The organism is Enterococcus sp. AZ020 (assembly GCF_050499205.1).
GTDB lineage: Bacteria > Bacillota > Bacilli > Lactobacillales > Enterococcaceae > Enterococcus_L > Enterococcus_L dunnyi.
Window position 1 is genome coordinate 2581012 of sequence record NZ_JBIPAT010000001.1, and the last position, 18448, is coordinate 2599459.

General features: G+C 38.9%; 20 protein-coding genes. 16 read left to right on the forward strand and 4 right to left on the reverse strand.

Annotation, left to right across the window (positions count from 1 at the left end):
- Positions 1–46 precede the first annotated feature (46 nt).
- Positions 47–601: a hypothetical protein gene (locus IGI58_RS12375; protein WP_429953167.1), complete on the reverse strand. Its 555-nt coding sequence runs from the start codon at positions 599–601 to the stop codon at positions 47–49.
- A gap of 120 nt (positions 602–721) precedes the next feature.
- Here IGI58_RS12375 and IGI58_RS12380 point away from each other — a divergent pair, with 120 nt between their 5' ends.
- The 9 genes from IGI58_RS12380 to IGI58_RS12420 all read left to right on the forward strand — a co-directional run bounded on the left by IGI58_RS12380 (position 722) and on the right by IGI58_RS12420 (position 7339).
- A complete protein-coding gene (locus IGI58_RS12380) occupies positions 722–1651 on the forward strand; it encodes an alpha/beta fold hydrolase (protein ID WP_429953166.1) in 930 nt (309 codons plus the stop codon).
- Positions 1652–1766: 115 nt separating this feature from the next.
- Complete coding sequence (locus IGI58_RS12385) at positions 1767–2306, forward strand: 5-formyltetrahydrofolate cyclo-ligase (RefSeq protein WP_429953165.1); 540 nt, start codon at positions 1767–1769, stop codon at positions 2304–2306.
- A gap of 9 nt (positions 2307–2315) precedes the next feature.
- Positions 2316–3017, forward strand: a complete 702-nt coding sequence (locus IGI58_RS12390; protein WP_429953164.1) for a rhomboid family intramembrane serine protease — start codon at positions 2316–2318, stop codon at positions 3015–3017.
- 77 nt (positions 3018–3094) lie between these two features.
- Positions 3095–3313 (forward strand): YqgQ family protein, encoded by a 219-nt coding sequence (locus tag IGI58_RS12395; RefSeq protein ID WP_087639351.1) that lies wholly within the window; start codon positions 3095–3097, stop codon positions 3311–3313.
- Positions 3314–4285, forward strand: a complete 972-nt coding sequence (locus IGI58_RS12400; RefSeq protein WP_087639352.1) for an ROK family glucokinase — start codon at positions 3314–3316, stop codon at positions 4283–4285.
- A 15-nt stretch (positions 4286–4300) separates the two neighbouring features.
- Entirely contained in the window at positions 4301–4699 is a 399-nt protein-coding gene (locus IGI58_RS12405) for a rhodanese-like domain-containing protein (RefSeq protein ID WP_087639353.1), read from the forward strand.
- A gap of 137 nt (positions 4700–4836) precedes the next feature.
- Positions 4837–5196 (forward strand): DUF488 domain-containing protein, encoded by a 360-nt coding sequence (locus IGI58_RS12410; protein WP_429953163.1) that lies wholly within the window; start codon positions 4837–4839, stop codon positions 5194–5196.
- 30 nt (positions 5197–5226) lie between these two features.
- On the forward strand, positions 5227–7059 hold the full coding sequence (locus tag IGI58_RS12415) for an FAD/NAD(P)-binding protein (protein WP_429953162.1): 1833 nt from the start codon (positions 5227–5229) through the stop codon (positions 7057–7059).
- A 49-nt stretch (positions 7060–7108) separates the two neighbouring features.
- Complete coding sequence (locus tag IGI58_RS12420) at positions 7109–7339, forward strand: hypothetical protein (protein WP_225532838.1); 231 nt, start codon at positions 7109–7111, stop codon at positions 7337–7339.
- Positions 7340–7565: 226 nt separating this feature from the next.
- Here IGI58_RS12420 and IGI58_RS12425 read toward each other — a convergent pair whose 3' ends face one another.
- Complete coding sequence (locus IGI58_RS12425) at positions 7566–7997, reverse strand: GNAT family N-acetyltransferase (protein WP_429953161.1); 432 nt, start codon at positions 7995–7997, stop codon at positions 7566–7568.
- A 277-nt stretch (positions 7998–8274) separates the two neighbouring features.
- Positions 8275–8442 carry a DUF3042 family protein gene (locus IGI58_RS12430; protein WP_087639359.1) on the reverse strand — a complete coding sequence of 56 codons (168 nt, stop codon included), beginning with the start codon at positions 8440–8442 and terminating at the stop codon, positions 8275–8277.
- 160 nt (positions 8443–8602) lie between these two features.
- On the opposite strand from IGI58_RS12430, the gene IGI58_RS12435 reads away from it, so the two are divergent.
- Genes IGI58_RS12435 through IGI58_RS12450 form a run of 4 tightly spaced genes read left to right on the forward strand, consistent with a single transcriptional unit; the run spans position 8603 to position 13302 of the window.
- Positions 8603–9763 carry a galactokinase gene (locus tag IGI58_RS12435; protein WP_429953160.1) on the forward strand — a complete coding sequence of 387 codons (1161 nt, stop codon included), beginning with the start codon at positions 8603–8605 and terminating at the stop codon, positions 9761–9763.
- Between the two features lie 53 nt (positions 9764–9816).
- Positions 9817–10806: a UDP-glucose 4-epimerase GalE gene (galE, locus tag IGI58_RS12440; RefSeq protein WP_429953159.1), complete on the forward strand. Its 990-nt coding sequence runs from the start codon at positions 9817–9819 to the stop codon at positions 10804–10806.
- Between the two features lie 11 nt (positions 10807–10817).
- Positions 10818–12299 (forward strand): UDP-glucose--hexose-1-phosphate uridylyltransferase, encoded by a 1482-nt coding sequence (gene galT, locus IGI58_RS12445; RefSeq protein ID WP_429953158.1) that lies wholly within the window; start codon positions 10818–10820, stop codon positions 12297–12299.
- A gap of 16 nt (positions 12300–12315) precedes the next feature.
- On the forward strand, positions 12316–13302 hold the full coding sequence (locus IGI58_RS12450; RefSeq protein WP_429953157.1) for a LacI family DNA-binding transcriptional regulator: 987 nt from the start codon (positions 12316–12318) through the stop codon (positions 13300–13302).
- Positions 13303–13321: 19 nt separating this feature from the next.
- Here the strand turns inward: IGI58_RS12450 and IGI58_RS12455 are convergent, their stop codons facing one another.
- Positions 13322–14344, reverse strand: coding sequence for an immunoglobulin-like domain-containing protein (locus IGI58_RS12455; RefSeq protein WP_429953156.1), 1023 nt, complete (start codon positions 14342–14344; stop codon positions 13322–13324).
- Positions 14345–14584: 240 nt separating this feature from the next.
- Here IGI58_RS12455 and IGI58_RS12460 point away from each other — a divergent pair, with 240 nt between their 5' ends.
- From IGI58_RS12460 to IGI58_RS12470, 3 genes are all read left to right on the forward strand, one after another.
- On the forward strand, positions 14585–16078 hold the full coding sequence (locus tag IGI58_RS12460; protein ID WP_429953155.1) for a helix-turn-helix domain-containing protein: 1494 nt from the start codon (positions 14585–14587) through the stop codon (positions 16076–16078).
- A 211-nt stretch (positions 16079–16289) separates the two neighbouring features.
- Positions 16290–18044 (forward strand): DNA polymerase III subunit gamma/tau, encoded by a 1755-nt coding sequence (dnaX, locus tag IGI58_RS12465; RefSeq protein WP_429953154.1) that lies wholly within the window; start codon positions 16290–16292, stop codon positions 18042–18044.
- Between the two features lie 15 nt (positions 18045–18059).
- Entirely contained in the window at positions 18060–18374 is a 315-nt protein-coding gene (locus IGI58_RS12470) for a YbaB/EbfC family nucleoid-associated protein (RefSeq protein ID WP_087639367.1), read from the forward strand.
- Positions 18375–18448 lie beyond the last annotated feature (74 nt).

The following is an 18448-nucleotide window of genomic DNA, read 5'->3' on the forward strand; positions in this document are numbered from 1 at the left end:
GATCGAATAAAGGAAGAAGCTGATACCAACAACATGTAGCTCGGTATCAGTTTCTTCTTTTATATTGCTTGTGAAATGCGTCAATGATTAAGTGATGTAATGTTTCTAAGGAATTATCACTATTCAGCTTTAGCACCGGACTTGCTGAATGTTCAATTTGGTAGCGGTGCTCAGCATAGGTTCCGATATCTGAAGGCTTCTGAGCAGTATAGTAGGTTTTGCACCATTCTATAAACTCATTTGTTTGCTCACCATTTTCATCAAGGATCAGTGCAGAATCACCGCCTCTTTCGATTTCTCTTTTTTTCAGGCGCTCCATTCGCAGATCTTCATCGAGAAAAAGAAAAACCAATAGGTCACGATCCATAAAGCCTTCAGGATTCCAGCCAAAGACGGAGCCGGAAGCAATGAAGTCTTTAAATAATTTGCGGTCATTTTGATAGCGTTTCAAACGTTCAGGGATAGCATAATCCTTTGTGAAGGTGTCGTCTTGCCAAATGTAGCGGTCAGTATCGATCCATTTCACTAGTTCTTTTTCAGCAATATATTGGCCCAAAGTACTTTTTCCGGTGCCGGAAGCACCAATGATTTGAATTTTCATCATGTCACTCCTTTCTTTAAAGGCACTGCCTGTATTTTTTGTAGCTAAAACTAAAGATGGGTAGTAATTCGCTCAGTGCTAACATATAATATATAGTATCAATCGAGAAGAGGGATGGCAATGGAACATCAAACTTTTTTGTCAGCAGATCAGAAGACAGACAATCATTTGATTTACTGGACAACAGAGAAAACACCGGTCGCAACGATCCAACTGATTCATGGGATGGCAGAATATATCGAGCGTTATCATGATTTTGCCGTTTACTTAAATGATCTAGGCTTTATCGTTGTTGGTCATGACCATTTAGGACATGGAGAATCGATTTCTGCAGAACATTCAACGCATGGTTATTTCGGCAAGGGTGATTCGATCGGATTCGTGCTAGAGGATATCGATCAGGTCAACAGCTGGATCGCAGAGAAATATCCTGAACTTCCGCATTTTATGCTTGGTCACAGCATGGGCTCGTTTGCTTTGCGGACGTATTTACAGGAATATAACCCTCAAATCAACGGGGCTATTTTCATGGGAACGGGCCAAAAAGCTGCAATGCTGCCGCTTGCATTATCCTTAACAGGCGGATTAAACAAGACATTTCCTAAAAAAATCAATAAAAAATTGGATCAGCTAGCATTTGGTTCATTCAATAAACATTTCCCAGAACCAGGATTTTTTAACTGGTTAAGTAAAAATCAGGAAAATGTTCGACGATATGAGCAAGACCCTTTGACAGGTTTTACTTTTACCAACAACGGCTTTTATACACTATTTCGATTGGTCGATAAGGCAAATCGAAAAGGCTGGGCTGAAAACATTGAGAAAAACATCCCGATATTGGTTATTAGCGGAGAACAAGATCCAGTCGGTGACTTTGGTAAAGGACCTAGAAAAGTTGCCAAAGAATTAGACCAAGCAACTATCGATGTAGCGTTGGTTCTCTTTGCTGAGCTGCGGCATGAAATTTTGCTGGAAGAAGAGAAAAAGGAAGTTTATAAAGCGATCAGCAGCTGGCTGCAAAAAAAGTTGCTTGATTCTAAAAATCACTAAGCATCTGTTTGCTATTTCGGATATTTTTCTATAAACTTATAAGGTAAGTCAAAAATTGAGATAAGAAGTATTGGAATACTGTACTTTAGGGAATTTTCTATCTAGGAGGGGTTGGATGGAGAAGGCACGTTTAAGAACATTAGGCTTGGCGAATTTGACATGGCTCCATGATCATCCAGCACTAAAAGAACAAAAGGAATACTTGATCAGTCAACAGTTATTCAACGATCCTCTCTGGCAAAAAGCGCAAACGATCGCAATCACGAAGCCGATGGATTTTGAATTTGATACGCATATTTTGTTAAAGCAGGGCTGGGCAGAAGGCAAGTTGATGCTGATGCCTGTTACAAATACTGAGCGGCGTCTGTCCTTTCATTCAGTTGGGCCGGAAACCAAATTTACAAAGACTGCTTTTGGTGTCGAAGAGCCCGTTGATGAACCTGAGGTAGGGCGTGAGGCGATCGATTTATTGATTGTACCGGGAATCGTGTTTACTCGTTCGGGGTTTCGGATTGGTTTTGGCGGCGGATTTTATGATCGATTTTTGCTGCAGTTCCAAGGAGAAACATGTAGTTTGGTATTCAGTGAACAAATTCAAGAGCACTGGCCGATCGAGTCTTTTGATCAGCCGGTAAAACGATTATTTATCAGCTAGGAGGAATACATGAATTATCAAACTCAAATGAAATTAAAACGACTATTCAATCAGCCGTTGGTGACATATCTATTGCTTGGTATCACGACACTGGTATTTTTGGGGATGGAGCTTTCGGGTGGTTCGACGAGCAGTCAGGTATTGATCGGTTGGGGCGCGATGTCTCGCGCTGAAATTATTTATTTGCATGAATATTGGCGTCTTTTCACTCCTATGTTTTTGCATATTGGCTGGCTGCATTTTGTCGTAAACATGGTTACCTTGTATTATGTCGGTTCTCAGGTTGAAAGCATTTATGGACATTGGCGTTATTTAGCAATTTATCTGCTTAGCGGAGTGGCAGGAAATATTGCCAGCTTTGCTTTTGGTTCACAAAATGCAATTTCAGCAGGTGCTAGTACGTCATTGTTTGGATTATTTGGGGCATTTGTTATTTTAGGTCGCCATTTTAGAAACAATCCTGCGATTTCCTTTATGGTACAACGCTATGCAACGTTTATCGGTATCAATCTGATTTTTAATTTGTTTAGTAGTCAAGTAGATATCATGGGCCATATTGGCGGATTGATCGGTGGTTTTTTGACTGCCACGGCGTTATCGGTACCGGATCGTTCAGATGAATTCAATATCCATGAACGAATTATTTCAGGAATCTTTTTTGTATTTTTACTAGGCGTATGCTTCGTCTTGGGTTTTAAAAAATACAGTTAGCTTGTATAATGATTGAGTGGATCAATAGATGTATGGTGGTCGATCTGCTCTAGTTTTTATAAGGAAGTGCAGGTAAAATGGAAACGTTATACGATGTGCAGCAGTTATTTAAACAATTCGGGATCTATATTTATGTTGGTGCGAGAATCTATGATATCGAGCTGATGATGATCGAATTGAAAAATATTTATGAAAGTCGTTTGATCGACAAAGACACCTATCTTCATGCAAGAAGTGTCTTGCAAAGAGAACATCGAATTGAAGAAAGCAGAGCAACTGAGAAAGGAACCGAGTAAATGGACAAGAAACTGATAGGGATTGATTTAGGCGGGACAACGATTAAGTTTGCGATTTTGACTGTAGACGGTGAGATTCAGCAAAAATGGAGCATCGAAACAAATATTCAAGAAGAAGGCAGTCATATCGTGCCGGATATTATTGAATCGATCAATCATCGTCTGTCGCTTTATGGAATGAAACATGAAGATTTTGTTGGCATCGGCATGGGAACTCCAGGCAGTGTCGACATTGAAAAAGGAACAGTTGTAGGGGCTTATAATCTCAACTGGACCAAAAAACAGATGGTCAAAACACAGATTGAAGAAGCAACAGGAATCCCTTTTGTTTTAGATAATGATGCCAATGTAGCTGCTTTAGGCGAACGTTGGAAGGGAGCCGGCGAAAATAATCCTGATGTTGTGTTTATCACACTTGGAACTGGCGTCGGTGGCGGAATCATCGCAGAAGGTAACTTACTGCATGGGGTGAACGGCTGTGCTGGTGAAATCGGACATGTTACCGTAGATCCTGGTGGTTTTGAATGTACATGTGGAAAACGCGGCTGTTTAGAAACTGTTTCAAGTGCAACTGGAGTTGTGCGTGTTGCCCGCCATATGTCGGAAGAATATGCAGGTGATTCTAAGCTGAAACAAGCAATCGACGATGGACAAGATGTCTCAAGTAAAGATGTCTTTGATTATGCACAGGCGGATGATCCTTTTGGTCTGATGGTCGTTGATCGTGTTTGTTACTTTTTAGGGCTAGCGGTTGGAAATGTCGGAAATACCTTGAATCCATCTAGTGTTGTTATTGGCGGTGGTGTTTCTGCGGCAGGGGAATTTTTACGTAGCCGCGTCCAAGCCTATTTTGAAGAATTTACTTTTCCTGAGGTTCGCAACAGCACACAGGTCAAACTAGCACAATTAGGGAATGAAGCCGGTGTTATCGGAGCAGCTTCTTTAGCTTTACAATTTATGGAGAAACAGTAAGAAAGGGATTTTGGAATGAACGTTTTATGGATTATTAATATTGTTTTAGCAACGATTTTACTAGCAATGGGATTAAATGAGTTATATCTGCGAATTATGGCAAAACGTTCTGCCAAAACGATCACAGAAGCAGAATTTAAAGAAGGCATGAGAAAAGCACAGATCATTGATGTCCGCGAAAAAGATTCTTTCGATGCAGGTCATATTCTTGGTGCGCGTAATATGCCTTATACAACGATCAAAACGACATTGAATTCGATTCGTAAAGACCAACCAGTTTATCTTTATGATCAGAAAAAATCATTGAGTATCCGTACAGCGAACCAATTACGTAAAAATGGCTTTAGCGATGTCTATATTTTAAAGGGCGGCTATGAAGGCTGGACTGGTAAAACGAAGAAGAAAAATATGTAATGAATCAAAACACAGCAGAAATAAACGGTGACTCTATTCAGAACGGCGTTTGTTTCTCTGTGTTTTTTCTTTTTAGTGAACAGCATAATCATTTCTTTTTTTAGCAATTAAGATAAAATAAGAATGAGGTGATTAAAATGATTCAATTGAAGCGAGCCTATGAACCAGCTGGAAAAGAAGATGGTTTTCGAATATTGGTCGATCGATTATGGCCACGAGGAATGTCAAAGGAAAAAGAGCATCTGGATTTATGGTTGAAGGAAGTTGCACCTAGTAAAGAGTTAAGACAGTGGTTTAATCACGAACAAAATAAATTTCCAGAATTTGTAGAAAAATACCAAGTAGAATTACAGAACGGTGACGCCAAAACAGCCTTACAAACGCTTTTGAGGATCGTACAGAATTATCCGGTCGTGACATTTATTTATGGTGCGAAAGATCAAACGCACAATAATGCCGTTGCATTGAAAGACATTATAGAAAATAGGTTGGACTAAAAAATTGTATTCAGGGAAGGGAGGGATAAGATGAAAATAGCAATCGTTGGCGGAGGACCGCGTGGACTTTCAGCGTTGGAACGAATCATTGAATGGTCCAGAGATGAACAGGTAGTCCAAATTACAATGTTTGATCCTTATGGTCCAGGAGGAAAAGTGTGGCGTATAGATCAATCAACGGCACTATTGATGAACTCAGTCGTTTCACATGTCACTCTATTTACCGATGAAACTTTAAGTACAGCAGGTCCAATAGCAAAAGGCCCTAATTTATTTGAGTGGCTAAAGCAGGAAGCAATACCATTTATCAGAAAACTAAATAGTGAAAATAGTGCTTTCTTCATCGAAGAATGTGAAAGATTAGGTCCGAACGATCATTGTTCCCGAGCTTTATATGGCGTATACCAGCAATGGTTTTATGAGTATGTTCAAACACGAATGACAGAACAAACGTCTGTAAAATTTTTCAAAGATACTGTACGTGCAGTCCGAAGAGATGGTGAACTTTTCCAAGTATACACCAAAGCTGTTGAGACAACTGCGGATAAGGTGATTTTGGCATTAGGTCATCAAGAAAATGAACTGACAGGGGAAATGAATAATTTAGCAGCATATGCCAGTGAACACCGCTTGTATTATTCTGCTCCTAAAAATGCTGCTGATGCTCATCTAGAAGCGGTCAAAGAGCAAAAACCGCTTTTGATAAGGGGACTAGGCTTGGCTTTTTTTGACTATCTTACCTTACTGACAAGTGATAGAGGTGGTACCTACACCGAAAAATCAGGAAAATTAGTTTATCATCCTTCTGGAAAAGAACCGAAAATCATTGCAGGAGCAAGACGGGGAATCCCATATCATGCCAGAGGATTAAATCAAAAAGGGTATGGGGAAGAATATCGTCCTCGTTTCTTAAAAGAGAAAAGCTTGAATCGATTCAAGCGTAAACAAAACCTATCTGCAGAGCAATTTTTCTTTTTGTTGAAAAAGGAAGTTGAATTTGCCTATTATTCGGTATTGCTCAAAGAACACTATCCAAAGGTAAATAGGAGTAAGTTTACAGACGATTTTATTCGGACCAAAGGGCATGAAACTGTTCTTCAGAAATTTGGGATCAAGGAAGAAGAGTGGTGGGATTGGTCTTTTCTTGAACAACCAAAACAAGCAATCAAAAAGAAGGAGTCTTTCAAAAAATTTATACAGGACTATTTATTATGGGATGTTGAAGCAGCTAAAAAAGGAAATGTCTTCGGGCCATTTGCAGCAGCTTTGGATAGTCTGAAGGATTTGCGGGATGAAGTGCGCTTTATGCTGGATCATGACCTTTTTACAGATGACGAAACGAAAGAATGGCTATGGGATTGGTTTACGCCGTTGAATGCTTTTTTGTCGATCGGTCCGCCGCTTGAGCGGATTGCTGAGTTAGAAGCATTGATCGAAGCAGGGATCGTGAATATTTTAGCCGGAGAAATGCAAATAGAAATGCGAAATGAAACATTTATCGCATTTTCTAAAGACGATCCAGAAAATGAATATGCGGCTCATTTTCTGATCGAAGCTCGTCTGCAAAAAACTGAAAATCAGCTGAGTTTAAATCCGTTAGTACAGCAACTTCTAAAAGATGGTTTAGGAACGATTCATTATTTGACCTTATCCTCTGGAGATATTTCTCACACGGGTGCTCTTTTAGTAGATAAAAAAAACAGTCAAATGATCGGAGCGGATAAAAAGGTCATCAACGGTCTGTTCTGTTATGGGATTCCAACAGAGGGACTTCATTGGCTGACTGCGGCGACAGCTAGACCAGGTACAGATCCCTGGAATTTAAGGGAAGCTGATAGAATTGCCGAAACGATTTTTAACTGATATAGTAATAAAGCATGTGATTCGATTGATGAAAAAGGAGAGAAAGCTTATGCATAGCGGACAACAGAAATTTTTAGCGTTTTTCTTAGAAAATACATTATCAGAAAAACAAGAAGAAGCCAAAGCGATCCTTGTACAAAGTTTTGCTGATCAACAAACGAAAAAAATGACTTTAGAGGATTTCCATGCATTACAAGCAAAAGTACTGCCTTTGGTCAAACCTGAGAAACTGGATGAAGTCAAAGGAGCAATGGCGCATTTCTCAAGAAATTTATCCTAAAAAAGAGCAATACTAAAAGAGGTTGAGACAGAAGTGTTTAATCCCGAGAAATAAGAAAGAATTCACGAAAATTGTTTTGCAAATTTTTGTGAATTCTTTCTTATTTTCGAAGGGATTACTTCTGCTCTCACCGTTTATCCGGATTACAGGTGACTGGGATTTGACTCGCAGAGTTTTGTCTCAGTCACTTTTGTGATCCTAAAGACTCTCATTAGAGTATCAACTTCTATTTTTTGATTAGATGGGTAATAGGATAGGGTTTACCAAATCCATCACGTTCATCTTCAGATTCAATAGTGAATCCATGATGTAGGTAGAACGCTTTTGCCTGTTCATTTTGGGTGTTGACGTCGATTCTTTTTATCCCATCATTGTTGATCAAATGAGTGATTATTTTGCTGCCATATCCTTCTCCAATAAAATTCGGATCCAGAAATAATATCACTAACTCATCCTCATCGATTCCGCTAAAACCGATTACATGCTCATCATCGACCCATAAAGATAAATCGACACTTGCTAAACTTTCTGGAATGATTTTTTTATAAAAAGCCACATCTTCTTCTGATAAAAAATGGTGAGTCGCTTTTACAGATCGTTCCCACATTTCTATAATTAAATGATGATCACTATTATTTGCTGTTCGTTTTTTTAACATCGTACATCCTCCGTTATTTGATTTTTATCCTCTCCTTTCTGTTAGTAAAGTAATTATTTTCTGAGTATAGCCCCAATTAAAATAGCTGTTCATTATAGAATCTCCTGTCTCTCTTTTATTATAATGTCTATCTTAAAGCGGATTGACCGGTCTGTCAATTGATGTAAAGAATGGTAATGATTCGTTCCTATATTGGCTAATCAGGATAGACTGTCCAGAAAAAAAGAAACCCAGTAGCTGACGAAAGTCGTCCTTACTGAGTTTATCGTTCTTCACTCTAACGTGAAATACGTTTGCGCATTGCTTTTTTACGGTTTTCCTCGATCATATCTTCTTTTTCTTCAATCGGATCGATGACCGTTTTTTTGATCGTTGCAGCTAAGCCGGCTACTGCGGCACAAGTAACAGCAGTTCCTACTAGCATACCAGAAATAAATTTTTTCATAATGATAATGCTCCTTTCCATTCATTTAGACACTTCTATTATGAACTAAAAATCAAAAAAAATCCAATAGCTTGAAAAAATCAAGGTAATTAAAACTATTGATAAAATTTAGTAAATATTTTATAATAAATTTACTAAACGAAAAAGAAGGAGAATAGACATGAAAAAAGAGCTTGAGCAATTATTTCGATCCACCTTTGGAAAAGAAGCACAAGAGAATTACTTTGCTCCAGGACGAATCAACTTGATCGGTGAACATACGGATTATAACGGAGGACATGTTTTTCCTGCCGCGATCACGATCGGGACATATGGTTTGGCTGGAAAACGTGATGATCGATTGTTCCGCTTTTACTCAGAAAATTTTTCTGAGTTGGGGATCATTGAAGTTTCATTGGATGACTTGAGCTATGATAAAAGACATGATTGGACGAATTATCCGAAAGGAATGATCAAGTATTTGATCGATGCAGACTATCAAATCGATCAGGGAATGGATCTTTTATTTTATGGAACGATCCCAAATGGAGCCGGACTTTCCTCTTCTGCTTCTATAGAGCTTTTGACGGGTGTGATTGTAAACGATTTATTTCAACTGGAGGTACCGATGCTGGACTTAGTTAAAACGGGCCAAAAAGTGGAAAACCAATTTATCGGTGTCAATTCTGGGATCATGGATCAATTTGCGATCGGTATGGGACAAAAAGATCAGGCTATTTTGTTAGATACCAACACACTAGAATACGAAATGGTTCCAGCAGCTTTTGGTGATTATGTCATTGTGATCATGAATACCAACAAGCGTAGAGAGCTAGCTGATTCAAAATATAATGAGCGGCGTGCAGAGTGTGAGAAGGCGTTGCAGCTTTTACAGACACAGTTACCGATCGACTCATTAGGTGAGTTATCAGAAGAGACCTTTGAAGCAAATAAACAACTGATTTCTGATGAACGTTTGATTCGGCGGGCGAAACATGCAGTTACAGAGAATCAACGAACGATCAAAGCAAAGAATGCATTGGTCCAAAATGATTTAACTGCTTTTGGTCAATTGCTGAACGCTTCCCATGCTTCTTTAAGAGAGGATTATGAAGTAACTGGAGTAGAACTGGATACACTAGTTTTTGCTGCTCAAGATCAACCAGGTGTACTTGGCGCAAGAATGACTGGAGCAGGTTTTGGCGGATGCAGTATTGCTTTGGTACAGAAAGAAAATGTTGAAGCTTTTACTCAAAAAGTGGGGCAAATCTATTTAGACAAAGTAGGGTATTCGGCGGATTTTTACGTAGCAAAGATTGCTGATGGCGCAAAAAAGCAGTAAAATAGGAGCTATGTTAAAATGAAGAGGATAAGAAAATCCAAGGAGGCAATACCATGTCAATTTTAGTATTAGGCGGTGCCGGTTATATTGGTTCCCACGCAGTGGATCAATTAATTAATAAAAATTATGAAGTTATAGTCGTTGATAATCTTCAAACAGGTCATAAGCAGGCGGTTCATGAACAGGCTGTTTTCTACCAAGGAGATATTCGAGATAAAGCATTTATGCAGGATATTTTTAAGAAAGAATCGATTGACGGCGTCATTCATTTTGCAGCAAGTTCTCTTGTTGGTGAGTCGGTTGAAAAACCGTTGATTTATTTCAACAATAATGTCTATGGAACTCAGGTTGTATTAGAAGTGATGGCGGAGTTTGGTGTAAAACAAATCGTCTTTTCTTCAACCGCTGCAACCTATGGTGAACCTAAAGCAATGCCGATCGTAGAAACAATGCCTACGAATCCGGAAAATCCGTATGGGGAAAGTAAACTAATGATGGAAAAAATGATGAAGTGGTGTGATCAAGCATACGGAATGCGCTATGTTGCGTTACGCTATTTTAATGTGGCTGGGGCAAAAGCTGATGCATCGATCGGAGAAGATCATGATCCAGAGACCCATTTAGTGCCGATCATTTTACAAGCGGCGTTAGGTCAACGAGAATACTTAGGAATTTATGGCGATGATTATGATACGGCGGATGGGACGTGTATCCGTGATTATGTTTACATCGAAGATTTGATTGCTGCTCATATTGCTGCATTAGAGTATTTACAAAACGGCAACGAAAGCAATATCTTCAATCTTGGCAGCAATAATGGCTATTCAGTGAAGGAAATGCTGGAGGCAGCTCGTGAAGTGACAGGAAAAGAGATTCCAGCAAAAATTTTACCGCGCCGAGCTGGAGATCCTAGTAAATTGGTTGCTTCAAGTGAAAAAGCAAAAGAAATTTTAGGCTGGCAGCCTAAAGTAACAGATATCAAAGAAATCATCAAAACAGCTTGGGACTGGCATATCAGTCATCCGAAGGGCTATGAAGACTAGGAGGAACAATGATGTCGATGAGTCAAACGATTACCGACTTTGTAACACTTGCGATCCAAGCAGGCGGTTGGATGGACCTTGACCGTTTATATTTGCAAAATCGAATTCTCGGAATGATCGGAGCAGAATCTATAGAAACCGTTGCTCCTCAAGTGGTCAGTAAAAGCTCATTAGAGTTACTGGATGAATTAGTAAGCGAAGCAGTAAAAAATGGAGCTGTAGAAAATGACGTTTCTGCACGAGAGATTTTTGAAGCACAACTAATGGATTTTCTAACACCGCCGCCATCTGTTGTTAATGCACTTTTTGCTCAGCATTATGAGAAAGATCCTGCCGCAGCAACTGATTATTTTTATAAATTAAGTAAGGAAAATGACTACATCAAAACGCGCGCAATCGCTAAGAATATTCTTTTTCCGGCAAAAACAGAGTATGGCGATCTTGAAATCACGATCAATTTATCCCGACCGGAAAAAGATCCCAAACAGATTGCAGCAGAGCGCCAAGCAGTAAAAGTTGATTACCCTAAATGCCTATTATGCATGGAAAATGAAGGCTATAAAGGACGTATCGATCATCCGGCAAGAACGAATCATCGTATTATCCGAATGAACCTTGACGGAGAGAGCTGGGGATTTCAATATTCTCCATATGCATATTATAACGAGCATGCGATCATTTTGTCAGAGGAGCATCGGCCGATGGTGATTTCTAAAGATACTTTTCGTCGTTTGCTAAAAATCACAGAAGTGCTGCCTCATTATTTTGTTGGTTCAAATGCTGATTTGCCGATCGTTGGGGGTTCTATTTTAAGCCATGATCATTACCAGGCCGGCCGTCACGTGTTCCCTATGGAAAAAGCAGACATCGAATATTATTTTGAATTAAAAGAATTTCCATTGATGAATGCTGGAATCGTCAAATGGCCAATGTCAGTCATTCGGTTGCAAAGTCCCAACTCTGAGGATCTAATCGAAGCAGCAGCATATATTTTAGAAAAATGGCGTCATTATTCCGATGAAGATGTATTGATTCAAGCCTTTTCTGAGGATGGCACCCCTCATCATACGGTCACACCAATTGCTAGACGTAAAGGCCCGTTGTTTGAATTGGACTTAGTTTTACGTGATAATAATGTATCAGCTGAGTATCCAGATGGTATTTTTCATCCTCATCAGGACGTGCAGCATATCAAAAAAGAAAACATCGGTCTGATCGAGGTAATGGGACTAGCTGTTTTACCTCCGCGTTTAAATGAAGAATTGCATGAAGTCGAAAAATATGTTCTTGAACAAGACCATCAAATAGCGGATTATCATAAATTATGGGCAGAACAAATGAAAGAAAAGTATACGTTCGATGATCAGAATGCGAAAGAAATCATTCAAACAGAAGTGGGTCAAATTTTTGCTCGTGTCTTAGCAGATGCAGGTGTATATAAACGGACGATAGAAGGCCAGGCTGCCTTTAAGCGATTTATAGATATTTTATAAGAAGGCAGGTGAGAAAATGGCAACGATCAAAGATATCGCAGAGTTAGCGAACGTTTCACCAGCAACCGTGTCTAGAGTATTAAATTATGATCCTACGCTTTCAGTAGGACTTGAAACCAAACAGAAAATCTTTGAAGCAGCTGAAAAGTTGAACTACACCAAACATAAAAAAGTAAGTAAAAAAGCGAAGGCTAAGCTTCTATTTATTCAGTGGTACGACGAGGCTGAAGAGCTAGAAGATATTTATTATCTCTCGATTCGTTTAGGCATCGAAAAAAAAGCAGAAGAACTGGGGATCGATTTGATCAAGCGTTCAATGGAAGAGCTGAATGATGAAGCTGTTGATGGTATTTTAGCGTTGGGTAAGTTTGATCAAGAACAGGCTGATGCCTTATTTGAGTTAAACAGCAACCTGCTATTTGTTGATTTTGATGCGTTAGATTGGGGCTATAACTCGCTTGTCGTCGATTTTCAGCAAAGTGTATCCACTGTTTTGAATTATTTTATTCAGCAGGGACATCAAGAAATCGGTATTTTATCTGGTGAAGAACATACCAAAGCCTGTCTGACGCCTTTGGAAGATAAACGTCTAACGATCTTTAGAGAAATATTAGCATCCAAAGAGTTATTGAATGAAGCATATATCTTGAAAGCACAATTTACTGTCAGTAGTGGGTATGAAGTGATGAAAGAGTACTTAAAACAGCATCCGAAAGAGTATCCTTCTGCCTTTTTTGCTTCAAGTGATGCACTAGCGGTCGGTGCTTTAAAGGCGATTCAGGAACTGGGTTATCGAGTGCCGGAAGATATTTCACTGATTGGCTTTAATGACATCAGTGTAGCAAAATATGTGAGCCCAGCATTGACTACAGTGAAGATTCATACTGAATGGATGGGGGAACTGGCAGTAGAAACCATTTTTTCCATTATAGAAGAAGCAGCACCAGTGGCAAGAAAAATCACAGTTGCTACCGAATTGATCAAAAGAGCATCTACGAGATAATATTCGTAGATGCTCTTTCTTATTTATAAGCAATGACAAACAAATTCACATCATCATTGATACAGCTTTGTAAGGTGATTCGTTCACCACCACCAGTACCAACCGTGAAATCCCAGTAACTGGTTCCAGTACCAATTTCGTTGCCATAATCGTCCAGCTGCAATAACGTCTGTACAGTGTAAGTTGTTGGTGCACCATTTGCATCAGTCACAACGATTTGGCTGCCTGCGCCTAAAGAAAATACATTAGAGAAGATGCCGGGATTGTGTCCGATGAAGTGAGTATTTTGTCCGTCATCTCCTGATTGGACAGCCGCACCGCCCCAAGTGGAAGCAACTCCGCCGGGATTTGAATCGATAATACTTTGACCACTGCCTTGACCGCCATTTTGATAAGGAATCGTTTGTCCATTCATCGTCAATGTCATAGGTGCATAAGCAGGAGTTGACACTGGTTCAGGGGCTGCTGTGGCAGAAGCAGCGGTTGTTTGTGCTTCAGGAGTTGGTGCGATCGTGGTATCTTCGACAGGAGCTGGAGTAATAGCAATAAGTTCGTGTTTAGCAACAATATGATAGAGTCGATCAGCATGGCCGGTGTTTCCATTTTGATCTGTAACAGAAAAGTGAACCGTTTGATCGCCAATAATTGAAGTATCTAACGTATTTTCTGCTGACACTTTGGCTGTAAGATCACCATCATGATCGTCGGTTGCGCTAACGCCATCATAAATATCGATCTGTGCGTCTTGTTCGACTGTTACTTCTGAAACGTCGATCAAAGGAGCGATCGTATCTTTTTTTACATTGACTGCTACTATTTTTTCTTTCATTTGTTTTTTCTTAGGCGTTGTGACTAATTTCTTCATATCCTGGTCCGTCGGTACATTTTTTATAAGGTGGATTTTTGCTGTTTTAAATGAAGGGTTCGGAGTGTTTGCTCTACTGATAGTATCTGTCCAAATATAGCCGCCGATAAATAAGGCTACACCTAAAATAGTGATGAAACCAGCGATGATCGTTTGTTTTATTGTGTTTTTTTTCATGTCTAATCCCTCCAAAAAAGTGGTGAGATTTTCCATTTATCGATAAACTTTAAATCCTCGTTTTTTACACTTATATAATAAAAGCTGTTTTTGAATAATCCAATTGAGTTGCGCTTTCAATCGATTCAAAAAAGAGCAAAATAATGCTATACTTATTGTCAAATAAGGATTTCTTCAAAATATTCCTCATCATTGGAAAAATTTGAAGAAATGTACATTAAATTGAAAAGAGGGGGAAAAATGGAAAGATTATTGTCACCAGCAATGCACCGTAGAGTTCTGTTATTGAATTTATTGGATGAACCAAATGGATGGGTCACATCAGAAGAATTGGCTGAAAAAATCGATTGTTCCAAAAAAACAGTTATGCTGGATTGTCAGTACATAGAGGATCGTTGGTCAGACTATTTTACATTAGAAGTTTCAAGAAAATACGGTATTCGGTTGATTACATCACCGTACCATTCGATACATGATATCTATATAGAAATCATCAAAGAATCGAATGCGTTTACATTACTAGAAGCGATTTTCTTTCAACCGAATCAAGCTGCAGCGTATTGGGAGGAAAAATTTTATTTAAGTAATTCCAGCTTGTACCGTCTGTCGAATTCGATATTGTCTGCGCTGAAAGATCGAAAAATCAACATGAGCCGTTCGCCATATTATGTTTATGGAAAAGATGAACGAAAAGTTCGTTACTTTTTTACCTCGTATTTTATAGAAGTTTATGGAACCAGAGACTGGCCTTTTCCGTTTGACCGAGCAAAAATATTCGCTCTTGCGGATAAAATAGTTGCTAAATTTGATTTAGAATTGAATGATGGTCAGCTTGTTCATTTGGTCAACTCAATTGCAGTAACGATCATCCGTGAATCTCAGGGATTTTTGATCAAGAATAGAAGAGATCCCATCCACAGCTTTGTCAAAAAAACGATCGATATCAAAAAATATCAGAAAGATGTCGAAGAAATCTTAACGCCCTTAGAGATCGTTTTACCGGAGAATTGGTATGAAGATTTTTGCTATTCGATTTTTTGGTGGGATTTTGGTTGGGATAATTTACAGGAAAAAGAAAATATACTCAATCAAGGAAATGATTTAGTCGATACGATCAAGAATGCATTGAAGATCGAGATTTCAGCTGCGAGTAGAGCGAGCATCGTTAATTTAGTTGAACACATTTACGCAAAACATAAAATGTTTCCCTATAAAAAGTATATGGTATATGATCGTTTTTTATATTCGAGCAAAATAATTAGACAGACTTATGTAGTTTTAGGTGCTGTGGTAACGAAAGCATTGAGTGATTTGGAGAAAAAGACGAAATTTCCTTGGGAGTCGATGTATTTTAACGAAATGCTGCATGAAATATCGATTCGATGGGATCAGTTAACAGAGCAATCTGATGCAAAACGTCATCAAGTATCTGTTTTGGTTCTTAGTGATCTGGGAAAAGATCATGCGAAGCTGTTAGGCTCGATTTTACACGATAATTTTAGAGATAAAATTTCAATGACGATCCAAGAATATCATTATTATGATCAACCGCCACAAACAGAAGATAATACATTCGATCTGTACATTTCAAATTATGCACTAACTCACATAAACGAGGGAGTCAATATGATCGTAGAAGATATTCCTTCCTTTAAAAATATCATGGATCTAAGAAGTTTCATTGATAGAAAAAGATTAGTACTACCGAAAGATGTGCAATATTTGAATTCATAAGAACGATTATTTTTTTGATTTTAAAATAACGCGTGTTTGTTAATTGCTTATTAGAAAATGGTCTTGGCAGCTGGATCGGTTTAAGAGTAGGAACAAAGGACTCCAGAGAGGGACATAGGAAAACTATCTCAGCTTTAACATTTTTTTAATGCCTTATCTGTAAAAATCACGTATAATAGTAACTAGTGAAATTTCGAGGGAGGGGTAAATCATGGCTTATCAAGCTTTGTATCGTGTCTGGCGTTCGCAGCGCTTTGATGATGTAGTAGGACAAAAAGCAATTACTCAAACTTTAAAAAATGCCATCGTGCAAAAGAAAACCTCACATGCCTATTTATTTACCGGCCCCAGAGGAACAGGAAAAACTAGTGCGGCGAAAATTTTTGCAAAAGCCATCAACTGTAAGCACAGTGTGGATGGCGAGCCATGTAATGAATGTGAAACATGTATCGCGATCACTGAAGGTCGTTTAAATGATGTCATCGAAATCGATGCGGCCAGTAATAATGGTGTGGAAGAAATTCGTGATATTCGTGATAAAGCTAAATATGCGCCGACCCAAGCTGAATATAAAGTCTATATCATCGATGAGGTACATATGCTGTCAACGGGCGCTTTCAATGCACTATTGAAAACGCTAGAAGAACCGCCTCAAAATGTTATTTTCATTTTAGCGACGACAGAACCTCATAAAATCCCATTAACGATCATCTCTAGAACACAGCGTTTTGATTTTAAGCGTATTGGAACACAAGATATTGTCGATCATATGGCATACATTTTAAATCAAATCAATGTAGCGTTTGAAGAGCAGGCATTATATGTGATCGGTCGCGCAGCCGAAGGCGGGATGCGGGATGCATTGAGTATTTTAGATCAGACGATTTCCTTTAGTGACGAAAAGGTTACACTGACAGATGCGATGCAGGTCACAGGTAGTTTGACGTATGAAATGATGGATCAGTACATTTCAAGCTGTACCGCAGGTGACGTCGAAAAAGCGTTGGAAACGTTAGAAAGTATTCTGGGTTCAGGAAAAGAGGCCCGACGCTTTTTAGAAGATTTACTATTATATTGCCGTGATTTATTGATGTTCCAGCAAGCACCAAAGCTCTTGGCGGAAAAAGTCGGAAATCTGACGGATCAGTTTAAAGAATTGGCTGGGCAAACAGATGCTGAAAAAATTTATCAAATGATCCAAATTTTAAGTGAGACTCAAAACGATATTCGTTTTACAAATAATGCCAATATTTATTTAGAAGTCGCAACGGTCAAGCTGGCTAAAGCAGTCAAACCTGCGATCATGACAAATGAAAATATCCCGCAGGCAGCCACTGAAGATATCAATGGACTGCAACAACAAATCGAACAGCTGCAAAAAGAATTGATTGATTTGAAGAAAAACGGTGTTGCAGCTAAAGAAGCTGAGCCTGTTAAAACAACACGGGCCACAAGCAGTAAGAGTACCTTAAGGATCCCGACAGAAATGGTTTATAAGGTCTTGAATGAGGCAACTAAAGATCATTTGCTGAATGTTAAAAATGTGTGGGATGATCTGCTGCAAATGATGTCAGTAACACAACGGGCAATGCTGAAGGCTAGTGAACCGGTCGCAGCAGGTCCCAAAGGTTTAGTGATTGCTTTTGAATACGAAATCGTTTGTGGACGTGCTATGGAGGACGAAGAGTTGCAATTAGCATTGCATAATAATCTTAGTCGTTTAGCTAATTATGCACCGGAGATGGTCTGCATCACAAAAGAAAGCTGGCCAAAATTACGACAATCATTCATTAGTCAAAACAAAGACAGTGGTAATGATCAGACAGCAAACGAACAGGATGCATCAAGCGAAGGTGCTAATTTACTAACAGACGAAGAAGAATTACCGCAAGAAGTAAACAATCAAGTAGTAGACGAAGCGATTGCCATTTTTGGCTCAGAGCTCGTTGAAGTAATAAATGATTAAGAGGAGACGATAAATATGATGCGAGGCATGGGCAATATGCAAGGAATGATGAAGCAAGTCCAAAAAATGCAAAAGGACATGGAAAAAGCGCAAGCTGAATTAAACGAAAGAGAATTTATCGGTGCATCAACCAACGAATTAGTCACAGCAACTTTCACTGGTGACCGTAAAATGAAAGACATCTCTATCAAAGAAGATGTTGTAGATCCAGAAGATATCGATATGCTTCAAGATCTTGTGATCATGGCAGTCAATGATGCTTTAGCTAAAGTTGACAAGGAATCAGAAGCAACAATGGGTAAATACACTAAAGGATTACCAGGATTTTAAACGAAATAAAAACGTAGAGCCAATCGCATAACTGCATGGTTCTGCGTTTTTTTGTCTAGAAAAAGGGAATAAAA

Bases quoted from the DNA above. Each gene is read 5' to 3' on its own strand.
- IGI58_RS12380 (WP_429953166.1), top strand. From the start codon at position 722: ATGGAACATCAAACTTTTTTGTCAGCAGATCAGAAGACAGACAATCAT.
- IGI58_RS12455 (WP_429953156.1), bottom strand. From the start codon at position 14,344: ATGAAAAAAAACACAATAAAACAAACGATCATCGCTGGTTTCATCACT.
- galT (WP_429953158.1), top strand. From the start codon at position 10,818: ATGTCGATGAGTCAAACGATTACCGACTTTGTAACACTTGCGATCCAA.
- IGI58_RS12400 (WP_087639352.1), top strand. From the start codon at position 3,314: ATGGACAAGAAACTGATAGGGATTGATTTAGGCGGGACAACGATTAAG.
- IGI58_RS12410 (WP_429953163.1), top strand. From the start codon at position 4,837: ATGATTCAATTGAAGCGAGCCTATGAACCAGCTGGAAAAGAAGATGGT.
- IGI58_RS12430 (WP_087639359.1), bottom strand. From the start codon at position 8,442: ATGAAAAAATTTATTTCTGGTATGCTAGTAGGAACTGCTGTTACTTGT.
- IGI58_RS12405 (WP_087639353.1), top strand. From the start codon at position 4,301: ATGAACGTTTTATGGATTATTAATATTGTTTTAGCAACGATTTTACTA.
- dnaX (WP_429953154.1), top strand. From the start codon at position 16,290: ATGGCTTATCAAGCTTTGTATCGTGTCTGGCGTTCGCAGCGCTTTGAT.
- IGI58_RS12390 (WP_429953164.1), top strand. From the start codon at position 2,316: ATGAATTATCAAACTCAAATGAAATTAAAACGACTATTCAATCAGCCG.
- IGI58_RS12375 (WP_429953167.1), bottom strand. From the start codon at position 601: ATGAAAATTCAAATCATTGGTGCTTCCGGCACCGGAAAAAGTACTTTG.
- IGI58_RS12415 (WP_429953162.1), top strand. From the start codon at position 5,227: ATGAAAATAGCAATCGTTGGCGGAGGACCGCGTGGACTTTCAGCGTTG.
- IGI58_RS12395 (WP_087639351.1), top strand. From the start codon at position 3,095: ATGGAAACGTTATACGATGTGCAGCAGTTATTTAAACAATTCGGGATC.
- IGI58_RS12470 (WP_087639367.1), top strand. From the start codon at position 18,060: ATGATGCGAGGCATGGGCAATATGCAAGGAATGATGAAGCAAGTCCAA.
- IGI58_RS12420 (WP_225532838.1), top strand. From the start codon at position 7,109: ATGCATAGCGGACAACAGAAATTTTTAGCGTTTTTCTTAGAAAATACA.
- IGI58_RS12450 (WP_429953157.1), top strand. From the start codon at position 12,316: ATGGCAACGATCAAAGATATCGCAGAGTTAGCGAACGTTTCACCAGCA.
- IGI58_RS12425 (WP_429953161.1), bottom strand. From the start codon at position 7,997: ATGTTAAAAAAACGAACAGCAAATAATAGTGATCATCATTTAATTATA.
- galE (WP_429953159.1), top strand. From the start codon at position 9,817: ATGTCAATTTTAGTATTAGGCGGTGCCGGTTATATTGGTTCCCACGCA.
- IGI58_RS12460 (WP_429953155.1), top strand. From the start codon at position 14,585: ATGGAAAGATTATTGTCACCAGCAATGCACCGTAGAGTTCTGTTATTG.
- IGI58_RS12435 (WP_429953160.1), top strand. From the start codon at position 8,603: ATGAAAAAAGAGCTTGAGCAATTATTTCGATCCACCTTTGGAAAAGAA.
- IGI58_RS12385 (WP_429953165.1), top strand. From the start codon at position 1,767: ATGGAGAAGGCACGTTTAAGAACATTAGGCTTGGCGAATTTGACATGG.